The organism is uncultured Veillonella sp. (assembly GCF_900545205.1).
Taxonomy (GTDB): domain Bacteria; phylum Bacillota; class Negativicutes; order Veillonellales; family Veillonellaceae; genus Veillonella.
This window is the reverse complement of the sequence record NZ_UQYC01000022.1, coordinates 1-24,887: the sequence shown is the minus strand read 5'-3', so window position 1 is coordinate 24,887 and position 24,887 is coordinate 1. Positions and strand designations below refer to the sequence as shown.

Here is a 24,887-nt window from a genome sequence, read left to right as displayed (position 1 = left end):
CTTGAGGACCTACTTTATCAAGTACAGCATGAACCATATTATTTAAAGGAGCGCAGTCAGTTCGTAAAGAATCAGATAGATCTAATCCAAATCGTTGTCCCATAACAGCAATAGAATGAACGCCAATAGCACCAGATAAAATAATATCCATTCCCGCTTTCACACGATGCGGACCAATATCAATCCCCTCCGGAATCATGCCAATCCCCGCTGTATTTATGTAGATTTTATCTACCTCGCCCTTTTTAACAACCTTAGTGTCTCCTGTAACAATTTGTACATTTGCAGCTTTAGCCATATCCGACATAGTATGAAGAATTTCATCTAGCTCATCAAAAGCCAATCCTTCTTCTAAGATAAGTCCACAACTCAAATATTGTGGAATAGCACCATTCATGGCTAAATCATTCACAGTACCACAGACAGCTAATTTACCAATATTACCGCCAGGGAAAAACGTTGGTTGTACTACATAGGAATCTGTAGAAAACGCCATACGTCCTGCTGTAACGGGAAATTGAGCACCATCATGTAAAGGAGCCAATAAATCATTTGTAAAGTATTTCAAAATAAAACGCTCGGTCAATTCATGACTAAATCGACCGCCATTCCCATGGACTAAGCGAACTCGTTCCATATTAATCCTCCCACGTCGATCCACCACTGGAATAACCGTATTTATACCACGCTGCACAACTACCTTCTACAGATACCATGCAAGCACCAACAGGGTGGTCAGCAGTACAGCTTTTACCAAATAATGGACATTCACTTGGCTTAATAAGCCCTTGCAATACACGACCACATTGGCACCCTTTTGGATCAAGAGAAGGCTTTTCAAGCTGGATAGGTAATGCACGTTCCACATCATAGGCTGCATATGCATCCTTTAATCTTAAGCCAGAGTTTGGAATAACACCGATACCACGCCACGCATCATCACATACATCATATACTTCTTTGATCATCGCTTGCGCTACCGGATTCCCCTTCTGCATAACTACAGAATGATAGGTATTACCCACCACAAAATTACCGGTTTTACGTTGCTCTAAAATATTTGCTATAGCAGATAAAATCTCAAGTCCATCAAAGCCAGCAATACAAGACGGTATGTGATATTCTTCAGGTAAGAATCGGTATGGCTCTTCACCAATAATAACGCTTACATGACCTGGCAAAATAAATCCGTCAATATGCCCCTCTTGTTTATCTAATAAAGCTCGTAATGCAGGAGGCACTAATTTATGAGATACAAGGAAGAAAACATTCTTCAGCCCTGCTGCATGAACTGCTTTTACAGTTGCACAAATAACGGCAATAGTCGTTTCAAAACCTATAGCCAGAAATACTATTTTCTTATCTGGGTATTTTTTACTAAGTTCTACCACCTCTAAAGGCGTATAAATTACATGGATATGCGCGCCCTTTGTTTGAGCTTCACTAAGACTACTATAACTACCTGGCACCTTTAACATATCCCCAAAGGTTGCAATAATAACATCATCACGTTCAGCATAAGCCAAAGCCTTATCCATATACGTTTGATCCGTTACACATACAGGACATCCTGGTCCACTAACAAGTTCAATGCCACTTGGCAATAACTGACGAAGACCTTCACGGAAAATCGATACAGTATGTGTACCACAAACCTCCATAAGTCTCACGGTTTCCCCTGGCTTATGAAGAGCATTGATACGTTTTAACAATGCATCAGCACTGTTCTGCTTTTCCTGCAAAGTAAGCTTCTTCAAGTTCTTCTAGCTCCTTAAAGGCCTCTAATGTTTTTTGTGCCTCTTCTTCATCAACAATTTGTACAGCAAAACCTGCATGGACTAACAACCAGTCCCCTACCTTTGCTTCTGGTACGAGGAGTAAGCTGCAGTCACGGGTAGCACCTGTTAATTCTACAGTGCCAATAACATCATTCACAGCTATTAACTGTGCTGGTACAGCTAAGCACATATTATCTCCTTATATATTACTTTAATAACAAATTCTATAAGTTTACTTTTATGTAAGTAAACTCATTATATATAAATATATCTAATATCATTGTATCACAATTATAGTATTTATTAAGTGATACTAGCTACATGAGTATATAACTATTTCTGATTACCAATCCATAATTGGCCGAGTGCTAAGCCCCCATCATTGGAAGGAACAGCCTCATTCATATATAAATTGCCTACATGCCAAGCGCGATATATTAACTCTACTAATTTGCGATTTTGAAATACCCCGCCTGATATGGCTGCATCACTAATATTATATCGCTCCATTAAATCGGCTGAAGTTTCACATAATGCAATGGCAACGGTTTTATGGAATGATGCTGAAAGATGAGCTCTAGATTCACCTTTAACGACACCATCCATAATAGATTGAACAGTTGGAGTAAAATCAAGAATTCGACCGTCATAGTTATAATCAAGCAATGTGCCTTTTTCATCACCACATAAAGATTCTAATGCAATAGCAATTTGCGCATCATAGGTATGAATCATGCCTAGTCCCAAAAGAGAACCTACTGCATCAAATAAACGTCCACAGCTCGTTGCTTGAATCATAGGCATTGTAGATTGTAATGCTTTATCTAATATTTCCCAACCTTTAGGTAGGCTGTTCATCCAATCTTGGTAAATAGGTGGAATATCATTACCATAATAATTTCGGATATACCATAAGGCTTGACGCCATGGCTCAGAAACCGCTTTTTCTCCACCTGGTAACGGTGCTTCATGGATATGAGCTAATCGTTGATATTCATTGCCTTTACAAAGAAGGAATTCACCGCCCCATACGCTTCCATCTGGACCATATCCTGTACCATCCATGGCAACACCTAGTACAGGGCCTTCAAGATTGTGTTCTGCCATAACTGATGCAATATGAGCATGATGATGTTGGACAGGTATAACAGAAATTAGTGAATCTTTACCAATACGTTCCCCTAAGTGAGAAGAGAAAAATTGAGGATGACTATCTACAATGATTTTCTCTGGTTGTATAGAAAATAATTTCTCATATCGGTCAATAGTCCACTCCAAAGTTGCATGAGTGGATGCATTCTGTAGATCACCAATATGTGGCCCTACAAGAACTTCAGAACCTTTATTCATAGCAAAAGCATTTTTTAAATCACTCCCCATGGCTAATATCGAAGTTTGCCCTGAAATTTCACAATGAATAGGTTCTGGTACATAGCCACGACTACGACGAATAAATCGAGGCTTCTTATGAATAACAGTTACAACAGAATCATCGAGAGGTGCATAAATTTTTCGATTGTGGACCAAAAAATAATCAGCCACTGACCCTAACTCTTCAAATGCTTGATTATCATCATATAAAACGGGATCACCGCTACGATTGCCGCTCGTCATGACCCACGCCGCATCTGATGGTAATAGTACCTCATGCATCGGTGTATATGGTAACATTACGCCAAGCATATGATTATCTGGTGCTACATGGGTACTCAAATGGACTAAACTATGGTGATTTCTTTCTAATAATACGATAGGACGTTCCATTCCAGTCAAAATATCTAGTTCTACATCACTAAGATGGACTAGCTCGATTGCCGTATCTAGAGACCCTACCATAATTGCTAGTGGTTTATGTGGTCTGTTTTTACGCTTACGTAAGCGTTGGACCGCTACATCATTTCGAGCATCACAAACTAAATGATAGCCGCCAATCCCCTTTATAGCGATAATACTACCTTCGTTAATTAATTCACGGGTTGTATTCCATACATTTACTGTATCTACAACCGTACGATTAGGTTTATATAGAGTATAATGCGGCCCACAAAGAGAACACGCATTAGGTTCTGCACGATAACGGCGCCCCTCTATATCCTCATATTCAGCCTTACAAGCTTCACACATAGGAAACTCATCCATTGTCGTTCGCTCACGATCATAAGGTAGAGATTTAATAATCGTATACCGAGGGCCACAATTTGTGCAATTAATAAAAGGATATTCTTTCCTACGCTTGTCCCGTTCTAGTTCTTTAAGACAGTCATCACATGGCGCTGTATCAGCACTAATAAACGTACTAACCTCTTCACCTAATGGAGAGGGCTTCACAGAGAACTCAGCTTCATTGTTTTGTATAGTAAGATGTTCTACCCGTTGACTTGTAATGCGGCACAATCGAGGTTGGTCATCTTGAATCGCATCTAAAAACAACTGCAAATCACTAGTACAACCTTGTATCTCGACGTAAACACCTTGGCTATCATTATATACAAAACCTGTTAAACCTAGGGAATGTGCCCACATAGAAACAAGGGGCCGGAATCCGACCCCTTGAACTATACCGGTATAACGAATTCCCCAGCGTTCTATAGTTTGATTACTATTTTGTTTCATATAAACTCCTACTATAGACGGAGAATTAATGGCTATTAACCTAATGCTACAGGAATACTGCCATCAATGCCAGCTTGTTCTAACTCGGCTTGAATCATAATAGCGCATTCAATACGTTTCTTTTGTAAGCGGCAGCCAAATTCATAAGGTGTTTCTAAGTCGCCACCTAATGTAATATTATTAGCATGACAGCCACCGGAACAGAAGAATTTCGCCCAACATTCAGCACAAGTTGGTTTAGAGAATACATGTGTATTACGGAAATCTTTAGGAATTTCTGTATTTTGTAATCCATCATACACATTGCCAAGCACGTATCCGTCTTTACCTACGAATTGATGACATGGGTAAATATCGCCATTTGGAACAATTGCCATATATTCGTGACCAGCACCACAACCACGAAGGCGTTTAGCCATACATGGACCGCGGTACAAATCCATACGGAAGTGGAAGAAGTTAAACTTCTCGCCCCAACCATCTAATTGACGTTGTAAATAAATATCTGCTAATTTTTCATATTCTTTTTCCAATACAGGCCAATCTTCTTCGCGAAGAACATAGTCCCCCTCTTCACCTACTACAGGCTCCATGGATAAATGTTCGAAGCCAAGATCAGACATAGCCATAACGTCTTTTGTAAAGTCCAAGTTTTTATGTGTATACGTACCACGTACGTAGTATTCAAGGCCATGGCGTTGTTTTACAGCATTGATAAGGTTTTTAGCAATATATTTGTAAGATTCCGCACCACTACCAGCTACAGGACGCATCGCATTATGTACAGATTCACGACCATCCAAAGATAATACAAGGCTCATCTTATGTTCGTTTACATAGTCGATTTTATCTTGTGTTAACAGCATGCCATTTGTAGTCAATGTAAGCTTGAAAATCTTATTGTGCTTTTCTTGAATGGATTCAATATATTCAACTGTTTGTTTAACAACATCCCAGTTCAATAAAGGTTCTCCACCAAAGAAGTCTATTTCACAATGTTGACGAGGGCCGCTCATTTTAATGAGGAAGTCTACTGCACGCTTCGCCACATCAAAACTCATTAATTCACGTTTTACACCGCCATAATCACCTTGGCTGGCAAAACAGTATTTACATGCTAAATTACAATCATGAGCAATATTTAAGCATAATGCCTTAACAATAGGTTTTTCACCTACTACAAGTTTAAACTCTGTACTCATGGGAGCAAACAATTGCTCTGCTTTAATGAGCTCATCTAACTCATCCATAATCTCATCAAGTTCTACGGCATCTTCTTTAGCATCTAATGCAGAATGTACTGCATCGCGATTAGTGCCATCATATATGTCAAGAACTCTATCAATGAGTTCGTCGATAACGTGAATAATACCACTATTAACATCTAAGCAGTAATAGTTATCCTTCATCCGAAACTTATGGATCATTGGTTTTAATTCTAACATGGTACCTCCAATTATTATGTATGGTAAAAGTTCTACTATATAGAACTTTCTAGATAATTGTACCACATTTCCATGCTAAACGTTATGAAAAGAGTCATAAAGATATACCATATAAAGTATGTATTATACACATAAATAAAAAAGGCCCGCTAAGCGAGCCTCTTTATTATTTTTGTTTGCAAACTTGGTTACCAACTGTGCAGCTTGTTTTGCAAGCAGATTGGCAAGATGTTTGACATTCCCCACAACCGCCAGTTTTAGCAGTTTTTTGTAAGGATTCAGTGTTGATAGTACGAATACGTTTAGCCATGGTTATCCTCCTCAATACTTATCGAATGATATTTATTTTATCATATTTATGAAAAGCCTGTAAAATACTATTTAGTTATGTTTTCGTCTACAGATTTTATTTTATTAACTTCTGTAGTTTTATTTGCATCCGCTCCTACTGTCGTTGCAGTGCTTGTAACAGCATCAGTTTTTTCTTTCTTAGGAGTATCCTTACGCAATACCTTACGTAATGCCAATGCAACTGGAGTAACGATAACAGCTGCAAAAACAGCTTCTGGAATACCGTGCGTAACAGATAAGAATACAATAGAGCCTAATACTTGATCTGGGCTTAGGTTCATTTTAATAGCAAACATATCTGCATAAAGCAAGAAGATAAGTCCCATGACCATAATTGTATGGAATACAGTACCCATAAATGCAGATACAAGAATGCGTGGACCTTGAGGTGCTTTCCACAATAATAAGTATACTAAATATGCTAATACAGGGAAAAGTATACGTGGTAATACAGAAATAATTGGATTAATAAATAGTGGGGACAAAATATTAGGTGCTGTAATATTTTGCCACAAGCTATAGCAACCAAAGATAAAGCCTACAAAGGCACCTACCTTAGGACCTTCTACAATAGCACCAATAAGTGTCGGTACATGTAGAGTTGTCACATTAAGAGGCCCCAATGGAATAATCCCATATCCAGATACACCTAATGCGATTGTAATCCCCGCCAACAAACCAATAATGGTAAGCTCACGAATAGTAATACCACTCTTTTTCTCTTTTTTAACCTTTTTGCGTTCAACGGGGCTAGTCGTTTCATTGCCTGGGATTGATACAGTTGAGTTATCATCCACTGGACGTTCATTGTTGTTCATAGATCCTCCTTCGTTCTCATTCCTTACGGATATAAGTCGAAACTAGAAATTAAATACGTTCACGGCGTCGTGAAATAATACCACGCTCTACCAATGCACCTATAATCACTGCTACACCTGTCATACCAGCTTCTAACAAAGTTGGGGTAACAAACACTAGCGGATTACCTTGATACGTTGGAAAAACGGTAGGAACTAAAGATAAAACAAACTCTGGAATATAACCACCATATAAAATATGGGCATTCATAGCGAGCCATAAACCAGCAGTTAAAACAATACGAAATAATCGTATACCTTTATAGGCTATTTCTCTTGGATATAAATAGAATACAAATACCAATAAGGATATAAGTAACGACACCAATTCTGCAAAGAGTATATTCACATTCATAGATGACGCATACATGAAATAAACCATTGGATCTTGTAGATCAATATAGAGAAGTGAACCAATATATAAGAATGGAATTGGAATAGTATATCCAATTATATCGAGTGCTTCATCTACCATTCCCCATCGATGATTTCGATTGAAAAACTTAGTAGTTAGCAACCCACAAAGTTCAATAAGTACTTGAACTATAAAATACACCACGAAGAGAAGCAACGCTGTTACAATTCCATTATCTGCAGTAAAGCTAAAGGGCGTATGCAGAAATGAAAATACAGTCCACCAAGCCCAACTATACGTATGATAGCCCATACCCAATGGTAGATCGTCATTAAATTTAGCATTCTTAAGTCTTCGTACCATAAGAGGTATTACGAGGGACAACACGGGGAATACTAAAATTGGTAAAGCTAGCGCGCCACTTAAAGAAAGAACTGTCGTTACAGCACTTACAAATAATGCACAGACAACGGTGAATAACCAGAAATTCTTATTCATTACGGCCTCCTACTAAACGAGTAAGACCGTATGCCAAAATCAAGCTAATAGTAACACCAATATACATAGCTACTAAGAAAGCTACATCTCGACCAACTGTTGGCCAGCTCCATAACATAGATAAATCTATACCGAGAAAAATACCTTTATAGCTAATACCGTGAATTATAATCCAACTTATAAAATAGGCAATACGGCTAATCGATTTACCATCTCCAAAGGTACTACTTTTAAACGATAAATATGCCCAAGGCATTATTAACGATAAGAGCAAATACCATGCAAGTGCTACTGTCGCACTCGATCCATTATGAATCATATACGCAATAATAGGAATTACTACGATAAATATATTCAAGTAGATGGATCTTTTACAAATATCTATTAATGTGTTCATAAAGATCTCCTATGATATGTAATCTCTTTGTATTTTACAATAATCATAGATAAATGTCATCAAAAAAGAAAAACCTCCATATAGGTAAATAAATACCTTATATGGAGGTTTTTAATTAAGCCACTACAGAGTCAGCTGTTACATCAATTGTAGGAACAGTTTCCTTTTGTTCTTCTTTCTTCAACAATGGAGTCATGCTTTCTAAGCCGATACCCAATGTGAATAGATTATGCAACCATGCTGTTTGGCTTGGCGGCATAATACCGAGTACGCCACCACCTACAAGAGCACCATTGAAACCAACGATACCATTGTAATTTGCTTTGATGCGTTTCATCAATGCCATAGAAATGCGGCGTAAATCTACAAGAGCTTGTAGATGATCGGAAGAAATAGTAACATTTGCAATTTTTTGAGCGATTGGTGCACCTTCATTCATAGCGATACCAACATGTGCTTCAGAAATTGCTGGGGAATCGTTAATACCATCCCCTACCATCATAACAGTATAGCCTTCAGCTTTTGCTTGTTTTACATAAGCCGCTTTATCTTCTGGCAATACTTCAGCATGCAATTCATCGATGCCGAGTTCGTCAGCTACACGTTGTGCATTACGTTTGGAGTCGCCAGTCATCATGACAACCTTTTTAATGCCCAATGTATGTAAATCAGCTATAACTTGTTTTGCTTCCTCACGAACAGGGTCTTTAATACAAATAACCGCTGCTAGTGTACCTCCAATAGCGAGATAAATATGGGAAGATGAATTTGGTAAATTATTGAACTTTTCTTGTTCATCTGCAGGAATCTTTGTTTTTTCATCATCAAAGATGTAGTGAGCACTACCAATGCGTACACGGTAGCGGCCTACTTTAGATGCAATACCATGAGCTACAACGTATTCTACGTCGGAGTGCATTTCCTTGTGAGGCAAGGAATGATCCTTAGCAGCACGTACAATTGCTTTTGCCATGGAATGAGGGAAATGTTCCTCAATACATGCAGCCAATTTTAACATTTCATCTGCATCATGACCATTAAATGGAATGATTTGTTCAAACTCAGGTTCTGCTTTTGTAAGAGTACCTGTTTTATCGAATACAATCATATCTGCTTGTGCAATTTGTTCTAAGAATTTACCACCTTTAACAGTGATACCGCGTTTAGATGCTTCTTGCATAGCGGAAAGTACTGCCAATGGAATGGATAATTTAAGAGCACAAGAGAAGTCAACCATTACGAAAGACAATGCTTTCATCACATTACGAGTCAACAAGTATGTCAAACCAGCACCAATAAAGCTTATTGGAACTAATTTATCAGCCATGCGGTATGCTTGTTGTTCCATACCGGATTTCATTTGTTCAGACTCTTCGATAAGGTTAACGATTTTTTCGTAACGAGATGTTTTGGATGTGCTACGTACTTCTACAATAGCTTTACCGTCTTCAACAACAGTACCTGCATATACAGAACTATCTTGATCGCGACGAACCGCTTCTGGTTCACCAGTCATGGAGCTTTCATTAACAAGAACAACACCATCGATAACGACGCCATCCAATGGAATCACTTCGCCTTGGCGAATAATGATTTTATCACCTGCCACAACTTCGTTAACTGGCTTGCTCACTTCAATGTCATCAACTAAAACCCATACTTTATCTACGTTCAAGGACATGCTTTGAGCAAGATTCAATACGGATTTACGGTGAGTCCATTCTTCTAAGATATCGCCAATACCTAATAGGTACATAACAGCGCCAGCTGTAGGATAATCTTTTTGAAGTAATGCAGCACCAATAGCTACACCATCAAGTACTTCGACAGTTAACTTACGTTGCCACAATGTTTTAATGGCTTTACCGATAAATTTAATACCATCAAACCAAGCCCATGCAGCAGCAATCGGTGCAGGAAGCACTGCTTTTTTACCTAAGTAAAGTGCAGTGCGGTTGATCATCATTTCACGATATTTTTTATTTACCAAGCGTGGTGAGTATTCGTTCAAAGCAGGTGCTTCAGACAAATCTAAATCGCGTAGACCGAGAACTGCATCACGCACAGCATCAGAATCGCCAGTATGTTTAATGGCGATTTGACTGCTACGAGTGTAGAAGGTTACATCTACAATTGCATCATTAAGGAGTAATGTATCCTCTACATAAGCCGCTTCAGCCTCTGTAAAGCGATGACCAGTTATCTTAACATGCAAGCGATTTCTGAGTTTTCGTACAACAGAAAATTGTAACATATCTGCAATCCTCTAATTATTTGTTTTCTTCAAAGATTTCTTCGTTGCGTGCTTCGTTGATTTCTTGAGCTTCTGCCAATACGTCAGATGCGGATGCTTGTACTTTTTCAGCTGTTTCTAATACAGTTTCTTTAGCGCGAAGGCCAGCTGCCACGATACCAGCGTATACTTTTTTAGCGTCTTTAGAAGTTAAAACTTTAAGACCTACAGTACCCAATGCAAGACCTGCTGCGAATAAGTTAGCGTTTTTAAGATTTTTTGGATCGATGTTGAACATGATAATATTCCTTTCTACTAATTAATATATAAAAAACTTACTTACTATATTTGAAAAGAGGAGCCCATTATAGAAACCCCTCTTTCAAATTCAGAATTCGTATTAGCTTACTTAGCGGTACGTTTTATGCCTAATGCCTTATTGGAACCATCACAGCTGCAGCTACCACCGCAACCAGAAGATTTTTTAGAGCCAGAATCGGAGCCACCGCCACAGCCGCAACCACCTTTTCCAGACACTTGCTTATAAATTTTAGTACCGATATAAGCTAATGCTAATACAACTATGAGTCCTATAACAAGATTATCCATTATTATGCCTCTTTCTCAATATCTACTAAATTACAATATGTGTCTTAGTGATAAATAAGATAAAAGCAATATCTATAGGATATTTCCCTTTTCTCATTATCATTTAACCACGAATATTGATAATTATCAAGTATTATTTTTAAATTACTTATAACAAAATCGCATTTTTCTAATTCATTTTTGTTTAAAGAATATAAAAGTGGCTAAACTCTCCTATTTAGCGACTCTAGATTAGAAACCTAATGCGCGACCTATATTATAGAAGATGAAACATGCAATCCATGCAAATGCATTTTCATAGCAGAACATGAACAACATCCATTTCCAAGAACCAGTTTCACGTTTAATAACAGCTAAAGCTGCGATACATGGAGGATAGATTAGTACGAATAGCATCAATGTTAATGCAATTAATGGTGTGAAGTGTGGGTCATTTTGTAAATAATCAGTCAATGCTTGAGGATGATCTGTATCACCACCTACTGCATAAATAGTACCCAATGTAGATACAACGACTTCTTTAGCTGCTAAACCAGCCACAAGAGATACACCGATTTTCCAATCGAAGCCCAATGGTTCAAGAACTGGGTTAATTGCTTTACCAAACATAGCAGCATAGGATTGTTCTAATTTTTCAGATTTTTGTTCTTCATCAATTTTTTGATTTTCTGCATCTAAGTTAGCACTGTTTTTGTACATTGCCCATGCTGCAGGGAACAAGTCTTTATTTTCATCTTTAATATCATTAAATAGTTCAGGTGCTTCAGAATCTTCTTCTACTGCAACTTCAGGAGCAGGTTCTTGATTACTTTCTGCTGCTGAAGTAGCATCTGCTACGGTAGATTTCATATTATTAACGATTTCATTAACTTGGTCTTTTTGTTCATCTGTAGTAATACCAAAATGAGACAAAGTTTCTGCATCTTTCATTTCATATGTTTGAGCTACTTGATCATGCAATGCATCATAATCTTTGGAGTATTCAACATCCATTGGATACGCTGTAATGAACCATACTAAGATAGATGCAGCCATGATAAATGTACCAGCTTTTTTGAGGTACAAAATACCGCGTTCAAACATATGCATCAAAGTTGCTTTTAAGGTAGGCAAGTGATATGGAGGTAATTCCATTACGAATGGTTCAGCTTCACCAGAGAATAAATATTTGCGGAAAACTTTAGCAAAGATGATACCAAACACAATACCTAATGCATATACACCAAATACTACAGTACCAGACCATTCAGGTGGGAAAAATGCTGCTGCAAACAATGTATATACAGGTAAACGAGCGGAACAGCTCATAAATGGTGTAATCAAGATAGTCACCATTCGATCCTTATAGTTATCAAGGATACGAGCGCCCATTACGGATGGCACGGAACAACCAAAGCCTAATAACAATGGAATAAAGGATTTACCATGCAAGCCACATGCACGCATTACACGGTCAATAACGAATGCCGCACGCGCCATATAGCCAGTATCTTCTAAGAAAGAGATGCCCAAGAATAATAATAGAATTAATGGTACGAAAGAAAGAACCGCACCTACGCCGGCGATGATACCATCAGAGATAAGTGATTGTAATTGACCTTCTGGAATAGCAGTTACAACCCATGCTTGCAATGCTGTGAAGCCATCTTCAATCCAACCTTGTGGAACAGCACCAACTGTATTTACGAAGTTAAACAATAACCACATAACCAACATAAAAATTGGTAAACCCCAAATACGGTGCGTTAAAATTTTGTCATAACGATCAGAACGTGTTTCCAATGTTGTTGGCGCTTGTGTTAAGCATGTATTATATACTTCTACAGCAAAACGGTGACGATATTCTTGGAATACGATATCAAGATCAACTTGATTTTTAATTTCCTCACGAATAGCTTCAGCTTTTTGAATAACAGCTTCTGTATTATCAAAACGCATAACCTTACCAATAACATCAGCATCTTTTTCCAATAGCTTGATAGCAATCCAACGAAGTGGATATGTAACAGTACCAGATTTCTTAAGCTCTTCTACAAGCTCAGCAATTTTGCCTTCTAGTAAATCGCCATAGTCAACTGTTACACCAGGTGCTTTTTGAGAAGCAGCTACGCTAATTGTTGCTTCTAACAACTCTTTTGTACCAATATTTGTACGGCCTACTGTACTAACAATGGTAGCACCTGTTAATTCAGCCATTTTTTTAAGGTCGTATTTAATGCCCATATCTTCAGCAACGTCAGACATGTTTAGAGCAATAACCATTGGCTTTTCAAGTTCCAACAATTGTGCCGCTAAATACAAGTTACGTTCCAAGTTAGATGCATCAAGAACGTTTACGATTACATCTGGATTATCGTTTACGATAACATTACGAGCTACTAACTCATCCAAGGAACGAGCTGTTAAGCTATATGTACCTGGCAAGTCAATAAATAATAGCTCTTGACCATTAAAATTAGTATAACCTTCTTTTTTTTCTACTGTAACGCCGGCATAGTTACCAACGTGTTGCTTCGCCCCTGTGATATTGTTAAACATTGTCGTTTTACCACAGTTAGGGTTACCTGCTAAGGCAATACGAATTTGCCCTTTTTCTGCCATGTGAACCTCCTATTGAACCTCTACATCAATCATGCCAGCTTCGCTTGTACGAAGTGCTAATTCAAAGTTTTTTACTTTGATCTCCACTGGATCACCCAAAGGGGCAAACTTCATAACATGGATTTTTGTACCATGTACGAGACCCATGTCAATTAGACGATGCTTAACATTGCCACTGCCATGTAGTGCAACAATAAGACCAGACTCACCTGGTTTCATGTCTTTTAACTTTTTGATAGCCATACGACACCTCCTAATTATTGTACCTAACAACCTCATATTAAACACACCAAATAATAATGCGTATTAATATCTTAAGATATTATACCAAATCGAGCATTAATTTCAACAATTATTATCATTTTTATGGTTATTTTCTATCTCATATATATATTTTTTTCTCATATTAACTATGAAAGTTTATTTATGATTATTCAAAACAAACCCCACTAAGTATAGCATTTATCTATCTACTCATAATTTATAGTGCAGGCAGAAAATAAGAAATACTACTAAGATTATCATTACTGATAATTTAATCATTCTCATTTATAACTTTGAAATTTCTTTAAATATTTATATTTTAATATTTTCCATTCTCATAAACATTCATCACATCGTTATTTATCGATTTATTATCAACTAGTTGTAATCTTCAATATAATTTCACACCTATGTATTTAAAATAGTCTATCGCACCCCCACTACTACTGTGGTCTAGCTATAACAATTCAATTTATTTGCCCCTCCTATCTGCATAAGGTATAATTAATATAATATGTATTATAGAAAGGACGATCCATGAAATCTTTTAAATCTCTAGGTGTTTGCGATGAACTCATTCAAGCCCTTCAAAAACAAGGTATCAAGGAGCCCACTCCAATTCAAGAACAAGCCATTCCTGTAGTTTTCAAAGGGAATGATGTCATAGCAAAAGCACAAACAGGCACAGGCAAAACATTAGCCTTCTTATTACCTATTCTTCAACGGGTGCACACAGATGTGCATCAAGAACAAGTACTTATCATTGCACCTACGCGAGAACTAGTGAAACAAATTTCTGACGAAGCAAAAAAAATAGGTACCATTTTAAATGTGGATATCCTCCCTCTTATCGGTGGCAAAACGATTGAAGCACAGCTACAACAATTAGGACGTCGCCCTCAAGTTATCTTAGGTACGCCTGGCCGTCTATTAGATCATGCTAAGCGTGGTTCACTTCACCTAGATTGTATTCGTCGTGTCGTACTCGATGAAGCCGATCAAATGCTCCACATGGGGTTCTTACCAGATATTGAAAATCTCATCAGCCAAACAGATGCTAACAGACAACTTTTACTATTTTCTGCAACAATCCCAGATAAGATTAGAAACCTTGCAAAAGCTTATATGTCAAAACCAGTCTCTGTAACAGCAGAAGGTAAGCATGTTACATTAGAATCTATTGATCAACGTGTATACATGATGAATCCAGAAGAAAAAACAGAACGCCTCGTCAAAATGATTGAAGAAGACAATCCATTCTTGGCCATTGTTTTCTGTAATAAACGTGAAGGTGCAGTTCGCTTATCCTATGAGTTAACTGCTGCAGGCCTAAATATTGCTGAAATGCATGGCGATTTAACACAAGGTCGCCGCACTCAAATATTACGCGATTTTGCAAAAGCTAAGACACAAATCTTAGTAGCAACAGATATTGCAGCTCGCGGTATCGATATTGAAGGCATTACACATGTTTATAACTATGACGTACCACGCGACGTAGATTACTATATCCATCGTATTGGTCGTACTGGTCGTGCTGGTAATTCTGGTGTAGCTGTTACATTTGCTACGCCACAGGATGAATCTTGGCTACGACGTATTGAGCGCGCCATCCAAGCAACGCTTACTAAATATACTAAAGATGGACAAATTAAAACTAAAGGTAATGCAAGTGCTGCTCCAAAACGTGCAAAATCTTCTGGCAAGCCTAAGATTACGAGTTCCTATCAATCTACAAAGGCTAAAGCTCATAAAGCTCGTGGCCACAAAGGTGCTAACACACGCCAACGCCGTACCTCTACATCTCAAACTGGACGTCGCGGTAAACGCAGATAAAACTAAAGACGCGTACAGATTAATCTGTACGCGTCTTTTTTATTTGTTCGCATAAATACTTGGCATGCCATTTACATCAGAACATTGTGTCTTACATTGAGATCGATTACTACAAACCCAGTTAATTCGGCCTCTCGCCTCTTGTTTAACAAAATAACCTTCTTTACATCGTGGGCATTTATATTTCTTTTCTTCTTCAGATAGAGTGATATTGCTTTCACCAGTTGAAGTCTCTCCATCGATTGGTTGTGTATGTTTACAAGTTGGATAATTGGTACAACCTAAAAAAGCACCATATTTACCATTACGCTGTTGCAGACGTCCCTTATTACATTTCGGACATATAGGCAAAGTAGATAAGTCTACATTTTCATTATCCATAGGTCGTTTACGATTTTGATTCGTTATCGTGCGAACTACATTTGGCATCATTTGACCAGAGTTTACCTGTTTATCAAAGCCAAGCTTATCAATCAATAACTGTAAAAACTTAACTTGATCAGATAAGAAGGAATCCAATGTATCCTCCCCTTCACTCATGAGGGCCAAACGTTCTTCCCAAACTGCCGTTTCATCAGGATACAACAATTCATCAGGCAATGCATCTACTAAAAGATAGCCTGTTTCCGTAGGTGATAGAACTTGCTTCTTCCCCGAAGTTTTCATAAAACCACGACTGATGAGTTCGTCAATAATATTAGCACGAGTCGCCTCTGTGCCTATACCAGACACAGCCTTTAACTGTTTTTTCAAATCTTCGTTTTTTACAAATTTATGAATTTCCTTCATCGCTTGCAACAATGTAGATGGTGTAAAACGAGATGGTGGTTTTGTTTGTTTCGCCTCTACAGAGGAATCTGTATAAAGAACGGAATCATTTTTCTTAACAGCCGGCAGATGATCCGTTTCTTCAATAGCCTCTTTTTTAGAGTCAGATTCTGCGCCACGTTCATCAGTTAAATCAGGTTCATCATTATCTGTCATCGATTTAGACTTTTGTCGTTTATAAAGCAACTTCCATCCTTCGTCTATAACTACACGACCATTAGCAACAAACTCTTCCTTACATTGTTCCACTACAATTTTAGTTTGTTCATACACGTGCTCACCATAGAATTGAGCAATATAAGCCTGACTAATGAGGAAGTAAATATTGCGCTCCTCACGAGACAAACTATTTATATTACACGCTACCGTAGTAGGAATAATTGCGTGATGGGCGGTAATTTTCTTTTCATTCCATGCGCGGCTCTTAATAGAACGATCGGCATCTGTAGCCCATTGTGCTAACCTTTCATCTCCAGCATTCTGCAAATTATTGAGGATAGCATTGCGATCACCATACTGATTTGGTGGTAAATATTCACAATCAGAACGAGGATACGTAGTCAACTTTTTCTCATATAATTTCTGTGCTGTATCAAGTACAGTTTGCGGATCATAGGAGAATGCTTTACCAGCCAATACCTGTAAAGATGACAAGGATAATGGTAAGCGTTGTACATCTTTCTTTTTAGATTTTGTAACCGCCTTAATGATACCATCTGGACCAGCTTGCAAGCGCTCAACCAATTCATCTGCAATAGCCTTATTTATGAGACGACCATCTGGATCAAGCCCCTTTTGTTCATCTGTAGGTTGCCACGTAGCCCAAAACACACCATTTGGATGATTATATAAAACCTTTAGTGTAAAATAATCAACCGGTTTAAATGCGGCTAATTCACGTTCTCTACGAACTACTAATGCTAACGTTGGAGTCTTAACACGACCTATAGGTAATGTTACCTTATTACCTTTATATCGTTCAGATAAGGTATATGCGCGAGATAGGTTCATTCCAATAAGCCAGTCTGCACGCGCTCTAGCCAATGCAGATTGATATAAATTGTGAAAGTCTTTATTATCTCGCAAATCACTAAGAGCTGCACGAACAGATTTTTCGTCCAATGCATTTAATAAAATACGCTGTACAGGTTTTGTATTTCCTACATAATATAAAACCTCATCAACTAATAATTGTCCTTCCCTATCCGGGTCACCGGCGTTAACGATAGTGTCAGCTTTACCGATAAGGTCTTTCACCGTTTCAAACTGTTGACGACTACTATCCGTAACCAATAATTTCCATTCATCAGGCACAATAGGTAAATCTTGAGGGCGCCAGCGAACATATTTATCATCGTAATCACCAGGTTCTGCTTGATGTAATACGTGACCTACAACCCATGTCACCACATCATCACCTTGGATAAAGTAGCCATTCCGTTTTTGGATATTCTTATTTTCCGGCAAGCATTTACTAATTTCGCGAGCCATGGATGGCTTTTCCGCAATAAATAACCGCATGGTCCCCTCCTTAACATAAAATAACGGCTATTCCCCTAAGCCGCTCTTTGAAATCTCATTATACTACAATTTAGTGGTCATAACTACCAAAATCATGTATAATTTTAAAGATATGAATGATGTAAAAGTTATATAATAAGACAAGGCTTTTACAAACGAAACAATAGAGGTGAACTATGACATTTTTAGAAGAAGTGCAACGTCGTCGTACGTTTGCTATCATATCTCACCCGGATGCGGGTAAAACTACATTAACAGAAAAATTACTTTTATATGGTGGTGCTATCCACTTAGCGGGGTCCGTTAAATCTCGTAAAACAGCAAAACACGCCGTATCTGACTGGATGGAAATCGAAAAGCAACGTGGTATCTCCGTAACAAGTTCTGTGTTGCAATTTGACTATGATGGTTGTCGTGTCAATATCCTAGACACCCCTGGTCACCAGGACTTTTCTGAAGATACATATCGTACCTTAATGGCTGCAGATAGTGCTGTCATGTTGATTGACGTAGCAAAAGGCGTAGAAGCACAAACAAAAAAACTATTTGCTGTATCTAAAGAACGCGGTATTCCTATCTTTACATTTGTAAATAAAATTGACCATTTCGGTCGTAGTCCATTTGATTTGATGGAAGAAATCGAAAATGTTCTTGGCATTCGTACATGCCCTATGAACTGGCCAATTGGTATAAACGGCGAATACAAAGGCGTATACGATAGAGAACATGAAACTATCGAGCTTTTCGCAAAAGATGAAACACATGGTCAAGAAAAGTTAGCCTCTGAAAAAGGAGCTTTGACTGACCCTCGTATGAAAGAATTATTAGGTGATGATGTATACCAAGCATTACTTGATGATATTGAATTATTAGATGTTGCAGGCGACCCATTCGATTTTGACAAGGTTCGTGCTGGTGAATTAACTCCTATGTTCTTCGGCTCTGCAATGACTAACTTTGGGGTAAAACCATTCTTAGAGAAATTCTTAGAACTTGCTCCATCTCCTGCTCCACGCCAAGCTGTGGAAGAAATGGTCCAACCTACAAGCGAAGACTTCTCTGCCTTAGTATTTAAAATCCAAGCGAATATGGACCCTAACCACCATGACCGTATCGTATTTATGCGTATCTGTTCTGGTAAGTTCGAAAAGGGCATGTCCGTATTGCATCGCCAATCTAATAAAACGATTCGTCTATCTCAGCCTCAACAGTTTTTGGCTACAGAACGTACCATCGTAGAGGATGCATATCCAGGAGATATTATCGGTGTCTTTGACGCTGGTACAATGGGTGTAGGTGATACACTGTGTGCTCAAAAACACAAGGTAACCTTTGGTGACTTCCCTGTATTCCCACCAGAGTTCTTTGCTCGCGTATCGCCAAAAGATACTATGAAGCGTAAGCAGTTCCAAAAAGGGATGACACAATTAGCCCAAGAAGGCGCTGTTCAAATCTTTGAACAACCAGGTGCTCTTGATTCCTTCGTAGTCGGCGCTGTAGGTATGCTTCAATTCGAGGTTCTGGAATACCGTTTAAAAAATGAATATGGTGTTGATTTATTAAATAATACATTACCATACAGTGTTGCTCGTTGGATTGATGGTGAAGTAGATATCGCTTCTTTAAAAGGTGTAGATAATGCGATGATTGTTAAGGATAATCGAGATCGCACCGTAGTCCTCATTTCCAATGAGTGGCAAATGGGTTGGGTTCAGGAACGTAATCCTGATGTTACATTCTTAACCACTCCAAAACTTCATCACGAACTATAGAAACGCTTTCCTGTTATTAACTGGAATATATTTCTCAATATATAAAAATTGGAAATATATTCCAGTTTATTTTTTTATAATAGGCAGGAATATCACAGAATTTAGTCGAATACATATAGTATGATTATGTAAAGAAGTGATTTATACTATTACTTTTCCGTATTTTTGTATATAATATAAATGTATTATAAAAGATATATATCCAATATAGATATATAATAACTAAATGGTTTTAATGTTGTTGTGAGTGTTGAAAATAAATAATATATAATTATTATACCTTATATATTCTATAGTCTTTTTCGACCATTCATGATACCATAAAATATAGTTTTATTTTTTATTTTAAAGGAGTGATTTTATGCCACTTATTGACTTAGCTTTAGTCAACGATGTATGGACTTTAAAACTGTCCATGATCCAAACTGTAGGCCTTGCTGTAATCACGTTATTCATAGGTACTTGGATTAACAAACATTCCAAGTTCTTACAACGTATGTGTATGCCTGCACCAGCTGTAGGGGCTTTGCCTTTTGCGTTTTTAACTGCTATTCTTTCTTACTACAAGATTTTGAACATTACCTTCGAAGGCTCCCTACAAACATTCTTAATGCTCGCTTTCTTTACCACTATTGGTTTAATGGCTTCCTTGAAAGTCCTCAAAAAAGGCGGCATTTTCATTATCTTCTTCTTCCTAGCTTGTGCAGTGTGGATTGTTGTTCAAAATACTGCAGGTATTATGATTGCTAAAGCTTTAGGCATTGAACCAATCATCGGTATTATGGCTGGCTCCGTATCTATGATCGGTGGTCTTGGTACGGCTGGTGCCTTTGGTCCATACTACGAACAATTACTTGGTATCCCTGGTACAGCATCTGCTGCAGTTGCAGCAGCAACATTCGGTATGGTTGCTGGTACAATCCTAGGTGCTCCTGTAGGCGAACGCATTATTAAAATGCACAAAGTTAAAACACCATACGAAAATCCTGAGTTAATGGAAGATGAAGGCATCGACATGATCGAAGATCGCGTTGAAAGCGGTGGCAAACAATTCGATGCTCAAGACCTTTTAACAATCTGTATGTGGATTGGTCTCGCTTTAGGTATCGGTACTATCGTAAGTGCTGGTTTATCCATCCTTACTCCACTACCTGCATACATCGGCGCAATGATTTGTGCTGCTGTAATTCGTAACTTTGGTGACTTCACTAAAGCTTACAAAATCAACGATGCAGCACTCGATGCAGTATCTAACGTAGCATTGTCCTTATTCGTAACAATGGCTATTAACAGCTTGAAACTAGTTCAATTAATCGATCTTGCATTACCATTGATTACTATTTTAGTAGCGCAAATGGCACTTATCTGTGTATTTGCATACCTTATCTACTTCATCTTTGGTCGCAACTACGATGCTGTTATGCTCGGCGCTGGTGCCATCGGCTTCGGTTTAGGTGCTACACCAAATGCGTTAGTTAACATGTTATCCTTGGCGGGCAAACACGGTCCATCCCCTCGTGCATGGCTCGTAGTTTCCTTGGTAGGTGCATTCTTAATCGACTTTGCAAATGCTTTCCTCATTACAACGATGGCTGGCATTCTTTACTAAACAAAAAGGACCCATTCGGGTCCTTTTTTATGCAAAATACTTATTAGCATAAAAAGAGCTTATTAATACAAAAGAGCTTATTAGAATGATATTATCAATCTAATAAGCTCTTTTTACATTATACTATTTAATTAAAGAAGCCCATGCATTGGCTACATCGGCAAATTCTTGAAGGGTAAATGTTTCCCCTCTTCGTTGACCATCGATATTCGCTTTTGCTAACAGCTCTTCGATTCGATCTTTTGATAATCCCGTAGTTTTCATCGTATTGGAAAATGTTTTACGTCGTTGCGCAAAACCAGCTTTCACAACTCGGAAGAATAGTTTCTCATCAATCACATCAACAGGTGGTTTATCTCGTAATACGCAGCGAATGACAGAACTCGTCACCGCTGGAGCTGGCAAGAAAGATTTAGGTGGTACATCAAGCACAATATCCGGTTCAGTATAATATTGTACCGCTACAGATAATGCACCATAATCCTTTGTACCTGGCTTAGCTACCATTCGCAAGGCAACTTCCTTTTGTACCATTACAACGAGGCGCTCAATTGGTAATTTACTTTCTAATAGAGACATAATAATAGGTGTTGTAATATAGTACGGTAAATTGGCAACCACCTTAAATGGTTTATGATTCATGATGGATGGTACATCAAGCTTCAACACATCGCCATGAATAATACGTACATTATCATAGGAGGCCAAAGTAGTGTCTAGGACCTCTAATAAACGTCGGTCTAGTTCAATGGCCGTTACATCTGCCCCACTTTGTGCTAACCCCTGTGTCAATGTACCGATGCCAGGACCTACCTCTAGTACAGGTTCACCTGGTGTCAATTCTGCAGCATGTACTATTTCATCAACAATGCCGCGTTTAATAAGAAAGTTCTGCCCTAATTTCTTGCTCATTTTAATATCGAAGCGTTTACATATATAATGCACTACCTCAGGGCTTGCAATTACTGATTCTAACATCTTAACTCCTATTTTAACTATTCACAGCCTCTTCAAAAGCATCTCGAGTTATACCATAATGATTTAAGCGGTATAAGAACTGCTTGCCATTGCCATAACCAATACCTAACTTAGCACCAATAATCGCACGGCGAGAAGCACTATCTGGCATACCTGAAAGTCCATGACGAACTAGATCCACCATAGAAAATTCGTTGGATGATTCCAAAGATTCTACATGTAAAGTAGATAGTGCCTTTCTAATGGATTCAGGCGATGCTTGTTCTATGCCAATATCATCATTCGCAAAAGCTTCATCACGAGGAACAAAAGCATGCTGAGCATTAGGGAATTTTTTTGTTAATACACGACGAATTCTTTCCCCTGCTGTATCAGGATCTGTTAATATGATAATACCTCTTTTTTCATAGGCTACGCGTATCATATCAATAACGCCTTTTCGAAGAGTAAAGCCTTCAGTTGCTATGCAGTCAGCCTCTATAGCTTGAGCAATGCGTTGTATATCAGATTTTCCTTCTACCACGATGACTTGTTTGATCATAGGTCCTCCTTTATTCTATTAGTACATTGTAACACATATATAACATTGCTTAAATACTTATAATCGAGTAGTATAAATAGTGTAATATATAAAAGGAGGCCATTATGACCTTACAACAACTAAAGTATGTCACAACAATTGCAAATATAGGCAGTATTAGTGAAGCTGCCAAGAGATTGTTTGTATCTCAACCTAGCCTTACAAAGGCTATTAAAGAATTAGAAAAGGAAATGGGCATTACCATTTTTGATCGCACCAATAAAGGTATTACTGTTTCTAAAGAGGGAGAGCGCTTCCTTGGCTATGCGCGCCAAGTACTAGAGCAAGCTGCACTTTTAGAGGAGCAATATAAAAGCCAAAGCGGTGGTAAAAAACAATTCTCTGTTTCTACACAACATTACTCCTTTGCAGTTAACGCCTTTGTAGAACTTTTAAAAGGTGCAGGCATCGATCAATACGATGTATCCTTACGTGAAACACAAACCTATGAAATCATCGATGACGTAGCTCATATGAAGAGCGAAATCGGTTTACTCTATTATAATGATTTCAATCGCCCTGTATTAGAAAAATTGATTCACACTAATGAATTAACCTTTACAGAATTATTTACTGCTCATCCTCATATTTTTATTGGCAAAAATCATCCATTAGCAAATAAGGATGTAGTATCTATGGATGAACTTGAGGAATATCCTTATATTTCTTTCGAACAAGGCGATCACAATTCCTTCTATTTCTCTGAAGAGATTTTTAGTACCGTTGTCCGTCCAAAACATATTAGGGTACGCGATCGGGCTTCCCTCTTCAGTTTATTGCTTGGTCTAGATGGATATACCGTATCTAGTGGCGTAATAGATGAGGAAGTAAACGGTGAAAATATCATTTCTGTGCCTCTTGCAGAGGAAGGTTTAATGCATATCGGTTACATTACAAATAACAAAATGCATCGTAGCCGTTTAGGGCAAGAATATATCCAAGCGTTAGAACAATATGTAGGTAACTATGGTAAACACATTAAATTACCTAAAACAAAGGAATAATATCGTATTATATTTGATGATAGTTTAAATGACTCTTCATAATAGTTTAACTGCAAGTAAAAGCACTCCTATTTGGAGTGCTTTTTTGCATATCCATAAAACTCAACACTATAAATTAACCCTTTCCAACGCATTCAGTACTGTACAACAGAGTAGATACTATAAATTAACATCATATTTTGATATAACTAAATCCATAAAATAATGCACAGATATAGCTAAAAGCTATATACAACATCAATATATTGATATTTTTATATATACTCATCCTTAGTTATAATAAACCTATCGAATCTATCGGTTATACCGTTTAATATAAGGAGGATTATATATGTCCAAACAATTAGCACCATTCCATTTTGATATTGTAGGTTCTTTCCTACGCCCAGCTGAATTAAAAGAAGCTCGTGAAGCTTTTACAAAAGGAAATATTACTAAGGAAGAACTAACAGCTGTAGAAGATCGTCTCATTACAGACCTCATTCAAAAACAAAAAGCTGCAGGACTTCCTGTTATTACTGACGGTGAATTCCGCCGTGCCTATTGGCACCTAGATTTCATGTGGGGATTCAATGGTGTAAAAGAAATTGAACTTGAACATGGTTACAAATTCCACGGTCAAGAAACAGCACCAGGTTCTCTTGCACTTACAGGTAAAATTACAGGTACTAATCACCCATTCGTAGAACATTTTAAATTCGTAAAACAATTCGAAGATGAACATACAACAGCTCGTCAAACCATCCCTGCCCCATCTC

Annotated in this window: 21 protein-coding genes and 1 pseudogene; 5 read left to right on the top strand and 17 right to left on the bottom strand. The window is 37.9% G+C overall.

Annotated elements, in window-relative coordinates:
• The 14 genes from hypE to QZR70_RS03605 all read right to left on the bottom strand — a co-directional run.
• Positions 1–637 (bottom strand): hydrogenase expression/formation protein HypE (hypE, locus tag QZR70_RS03670; protein WP_295793196.1); only part of this gene is annotated, 637 nt, incomplete at its 3' end.
• Between the two features lies 1 nt (position 638).
• Positions 639–1,757, bottom strand: coding sequence for a hydrogenase formation protein HypD (gene hypD / locus QZR70_RS03665; RefSeq protein ID WP_295793193.1), 1,119 nt, complete (start codon positions 1,755–1,757; stop codon positions 639–641).
• Positions 1,717–1,968 carry a HypC/HybG/HupF family hydrogenase formation chaperone gene (locus tag QZR70_RS03660; RefSeq protein WP_060924796.1) on the bottom strand — a complete coding sequence of 84 codons (252 nt, stop codon included), beginning with the start codon at positions 1,966–1,968 and terminating at the stop codon, positions 1,717–1,719. Before QZR70_RS03660 ends, hypD begins: the two co-directional genes overlap by 41 nt.
• 143 nt (positions 1,969–2,111) lie before the next feature.
• Positions 2,112–4,391: a carbamoyltransferase HypF gene (gene hypF / locus QZR70_RS03655; RefSeq protein WP_295793192.1), complete on the bottom strand. Its 2,280-nt coding sequence runs from the start codon at positions 4,389–4,391 to the stop codon at positions 2,112–2,114.
• Between the two features lie 35 nt (positions 4,392–4,426).
• On the bottom strand, positions 4,427–5,836 hold the full coding sequence (gene scfB, locus QZR70_RS03650; protein WP_295793190.1) for a thioether cross-link-forming SCIFF peptide maturase: 1,410 nt from the start codon (positions 5,834–5,836) through the stop codon (positions 4,427–4,429).
• A gap of 166 nt (positions 5,837–6,002) precedes the next feature.
• Entirely contained in the window at positions 6,003–6,146 is a 144-nt protein-coding gene (gene scfA / locus QZR70_RS03645) for a six-cysteine ranthipeptide SCIFF (RefSeq protein ID WP_004693318.1), read from the bottom strand.
• 67 nt (positions 6,147–6,213) lie between these two features.
• Positions 6,214–7,005: an ECF transporter S component gene (locus QZR70_RS03640; protein ID WP_295793188.1), complete on the bottom strand. Its 792-nt coding sequence runs from the start codon at positions 7,003–7,005 to the stop codon at positions 6,214–6,216.
• A 49-nt stretch (positions 7,006–7,054) separates the two neighbouring features.
• Positions 7,055–7,897: a hypothetical protein gene (locus QZR70_RS03635; RefSeq protein WP_295793186.1), complete on the bottom strand. Its 843-nt coding sequence runs from the start codon at positions 7,895–7,897 to the stop codon at positions 7,055–7,057.
• On the bottom strand, positions 7,890–8,294 hold the full coding sequence (locus QZR70_RS03630; protein WP_295793184.1) for a hypothetical protein: 405 nt from the start codon (positions 8,292–8,294) through the stop codon (positions 7,890–7,892). Before QZR70_RS03630 ends, QZR70_RS03635 begins: the two co-directional genes overlap by 8 nt.
• A 115-nt stretch (positions 8,295–8,409) precedes the next feature.
• On the bottom strand, positions 8,410–10,548 hold the full coding sequence (locus QZR70_RS03625) for a heavy metal translocating P-type ATPase (RefSeq protein WP_295793181.1): 2,139 nt from the start codon (positions 10,546–10,548) through the stop codon (positions 8,410–8,412).
• A gap of 16 nt (positions 10,549–10,564) precedes the next feature.
• The gene (locus QZR70_RS03620) at positions 10,565–10,825 is read right to left on the bottom strand and encodes a DUF6110 family protein (RefSeq protein ID WP_295793180.1); all 261 of its coding nucleotides are present in this window, start codon (positions 10,823–10,825) and stop codon (positions 10,565–10,567) included.
• 107 nt (positions 10,826–10,932) lie between these two features.
• Entirely contained in the window at positions 10,933–11,136 is a 204-nt protein-coding gene (locus tag QZR70_RS03615; RefSeq protein WP_295793179.1) for a FeoB-associated Cys-rich membrane protein, read from the bottom strand.
• A gap of 231 nt (positions 11,137–11,367) precedes the next feature.
• A complete protein-coding gene (gene feoB / locus QZR70_RS03610) occupies positions 11,368–13,737 on the bottom strand; it encodes a ferrous iron transport protein B (RefSeq protein WP_295793178.1) in 2,370 nt (789 codons plus the stop codon).
• A gap of 9 nt (positions 13,738–13,746) precedes the next feature.
• Positions 13,747–13,980 (bottom strand): FeoA family protein, encoded by a 234-nt coding sequence (locus tag QZR70_RS03605; protein ID WP_094028542.1) that lies wholly within the window; start codon positions 13,978–13,980, stop codon positions 13,747–13,749.
• A gap of 558 nt (positions 13,981–14,538) precedes the next feature.
• On the opposite strand from QZR70_RS03605, the gene QZR70_RS03600 reads away from it, so the two are divergent.
• Positions 14,539–15,837 (top strand): DEAD/DEAH box helicase, encoded by a 1,299-nt coding sequence (locus QZR70_RS03600; RefSeq protein WP_295793176.1) that lies wholly within the window; start codon positions 14,539–14,541, stop codon positions 15,835–15,837.
• Positions 15,838–15,876: 39 nt separating this feature from the next.
• Here QZR70_RS03600 and QZR70_RS03595 read toward each other — a convergent pair whose 3' ends face one another.
• Positions 15,877–18,186 (bottom strand): DNA topoisomerase 3, encoded by a 2,310-nt coding sequence (locus tag QZR70_RS03595; RefSeq protein WP_295793174.1) that lies wholly within the window; start codon positions 18,184–18,186, stop codon positions 15,877–15,879.
• A gap of 176 nt (positions 18,187–18,362) precedes the next feature.
• Here QZR70_RS03595 and QZR70_RS03590 point away from each other — a divergent pair, with 176 nt between their 5' ends.
• Together QZR70_RS03590 and QZR70_RS03585 are read left to right on the top strand one after the other, a co-directional pair.
• Positions 18,363–19,958, top strand: a complete 1,596-nt coding sequence (locus QZR70_RS03590; protein WP_060924805.1) for a peptide chain release factor 3 — start codon at positions 18,363–18,365, stop codon at positions 19,956–19,958.
• A gap of 361 nt (positions 19,959–20,319) precedes the next feature.
• A complete protein-coding gene (locus tag QZR70_RS03585; RefSeq protein ID WP_287512736.1) occupies positions 20,320–21,567 on the top strand; it encodes a sodium/glutamate symporter in 1,248 nt (415 codons plus the stop codon).
• A gap of 123 nt (positions 21,568–21,690) precedes the next feature.
• Here the strand turns inward: QZR70_RS03585 and rsmA are convergent, their stop codons facing one another.
• Both rsmA and rnmV read right to left on the bottom strand, forming a co-directional pair.
• Positions 21,691–22,545, bottom strand: a complete 855-nt coding sequence (rsmA, locus tag QZR70_RS03580) for a 16S rRNA (adenine(1518)-N(6)/adenine(1519)-N(6))-dimethyltransferase RsmA (protein ID WP_105085385.1) — start codon at positions 22,543–22,545, stop codon at positions 21,691–21,693.
• A 13-nt stretch (positions 22,546–22,558) separates the two neighbouring features.
• A complete protein-coding gene (gene rnmV, locus QZR70_RS03575; protein WP_295793172.1) occupies positions 22,559–23,086 on the bottom strand; it encodes a ribonuclease M5 in 528 nt (175 codons plus the stop codon).
• 104 nt (positions 23,087–23,190) lie between these two features.
• Between rnmV and QZR70_RS03570 the strand changes: the two genes are divergently transcribed.
• Together QZR70_RS03570 and QZR70_RS03565 are read left to right on the top strand one after the other, a co-directional pair.
• Positions 23,191–24,129, top strand: a complete 939-nt coding sequence (locus QZR70_RS03570) for a LysR family transcriptional regulator (protein WP_295793170.1) — start codon at positions 23,191–23,193, stop codon at positions 24,127–24,129.
• 331 nt (positions 24,130–24,460) lie between these two features.
• Positions 24,461–24,887, top strand: a pseudogene (locus tag QZR70_RS03565) (5-methyltetrahydropteroyltriglutamate--homocysteine methyltransferase); the annotation flags it as partial.

Excerpts from the sequence above, each read along its gene's own strand:
- QZR70_RS03660 (WP_060924796.1), bottom strand. The coding sequence starts at position 1,968 with ATGTGCTTAGCTGTACCAGCACAGTTAATAGCTGTGAATGATGTTATT.
- hypF (WP_295793192.1), bottom strand. The coding sequence starts at position 4,391 with ATGAAACAAAATAGTAATCAAACTATAGAACGCTGGGGAATTCGTTAT.
- scfB (WP_295793190.1), bottom strand. The coding sequence starts at position 5,836 with ATGTTAGAATTAAAACCAATGATCCATAAGTTTCGGATGAAGGATAAC.
- scfA (WP_004693318.1), bottom strand. The coding sequence starts at position 6,146 with ATGGCTAAACGTATTCGTACTATCAACACTGAATCCTTACAAAAAACT.
- QZR70_RS03640 (WP_295793188.1), bottom strand. The coding sequence starts at position 7,005 with ATGAACAACAATGAACGTCCAGTGGATGATAACTCAACTGTATCAATC.
- QZR70_RS03635 (WP_295793186.1), bottom strand. The coding sequence starts at position 7,897 with ATGAATAAGAATTTCTGGTTATTCACCGTTGTCTGTGCATTATTTGTA.
- QZR70_RS03630 (WP_295793184.1), bottom strand. The coding sequence starts at position 8,294 with ATGAACACATTAATAGATATTTGTAAAAGATCCATCTACTTGAATATA.
- QZR70_RS03625 (WP_295793181.1), bottom strand. The coding sequence starts at position 10,548 with ATGTTACAATTTTCTGTTGTACGAAAACTCAGAAATCGCTTGCATGTT.
- QZR70_RS03620 (WP_295793180.1), bottom strand. The coding sequence starts at position 10,825 with ATGTTCAACATCGATCCAAAAAATCTTAAAAACGCTAACTTATTCGCA.
- QZR70_RS03615 (WP_295793179.1), bottom strand. The coding sequence starts at position 11,136 with ATGGATAATCTTGTTATAGGACTCATAGTTGTATTAGCATTAGCTTAT.
- feoB (WP_295793178.1), bottom strand. The coding sequence starts at position 13,737 with ATGGCAGAAAAAGGGCAAATTCGTATTGCCTTAGCAGGTAACCCTAAC.
- QZR70_RS03605 (WP_094028542.1), bottom strand. The coding sequence starts at position 13,980 with ATGGCTATCAAAAAGTTAAAAGACATGAAACCAGGTGAGTCTGGTCTT.
- QZR70_RS03600 (WP_295793176.1), top strand. The coding sequence starts at position 14,539 with ATGAAATCTTTTAAATCTCTAGGTGTTTGCGATGAACTCATTCAAGCC.
- QZR70_RS03595 (WP_295793174.1), bottom strand. The coding sequence starts at position 18,186 with ATGCGGTTATTTATTGCGGAAAAGCCATCCATGGCTCGCGAAATTAGT.
- QZR70_RS03590 (WP_060924805.1), top strand. The coding sequence starts at position 18,363 with ATGACATTTTTAGAAGAAGTGCAACGTCGTCGTACGTTTGCTATCATA.
- QZR70_RS03585 (WP_287512736.1), top strand. The coding sequence starts at position 20,320 with ATGCCACTTATTGACTTAGCTTTAGTCAACGATGTATGGACTTTAAAA.
- rsmA (WP_105085385.1), bottom strand. The coding sequence starts at position 22,545 with ATGTTAGAATCAGTAATTGCAAGCCCTGAGGTAGTGCATTATATATGT.
- rnmV (WP_295793172.1), bottom strand. The coding sequence starts at position 23,086 with ATGATCAAACAAGTCATCGTGGTAGAAGGAAAATCTGATATACAACGC.
- QZR70_RS03570 (WP_295793170.1), top strand. The coding sequence starts at position 23,191 with ATGACCTTACAACAACTAAAGTATGTCACAACAATTGCAAATATAGGC.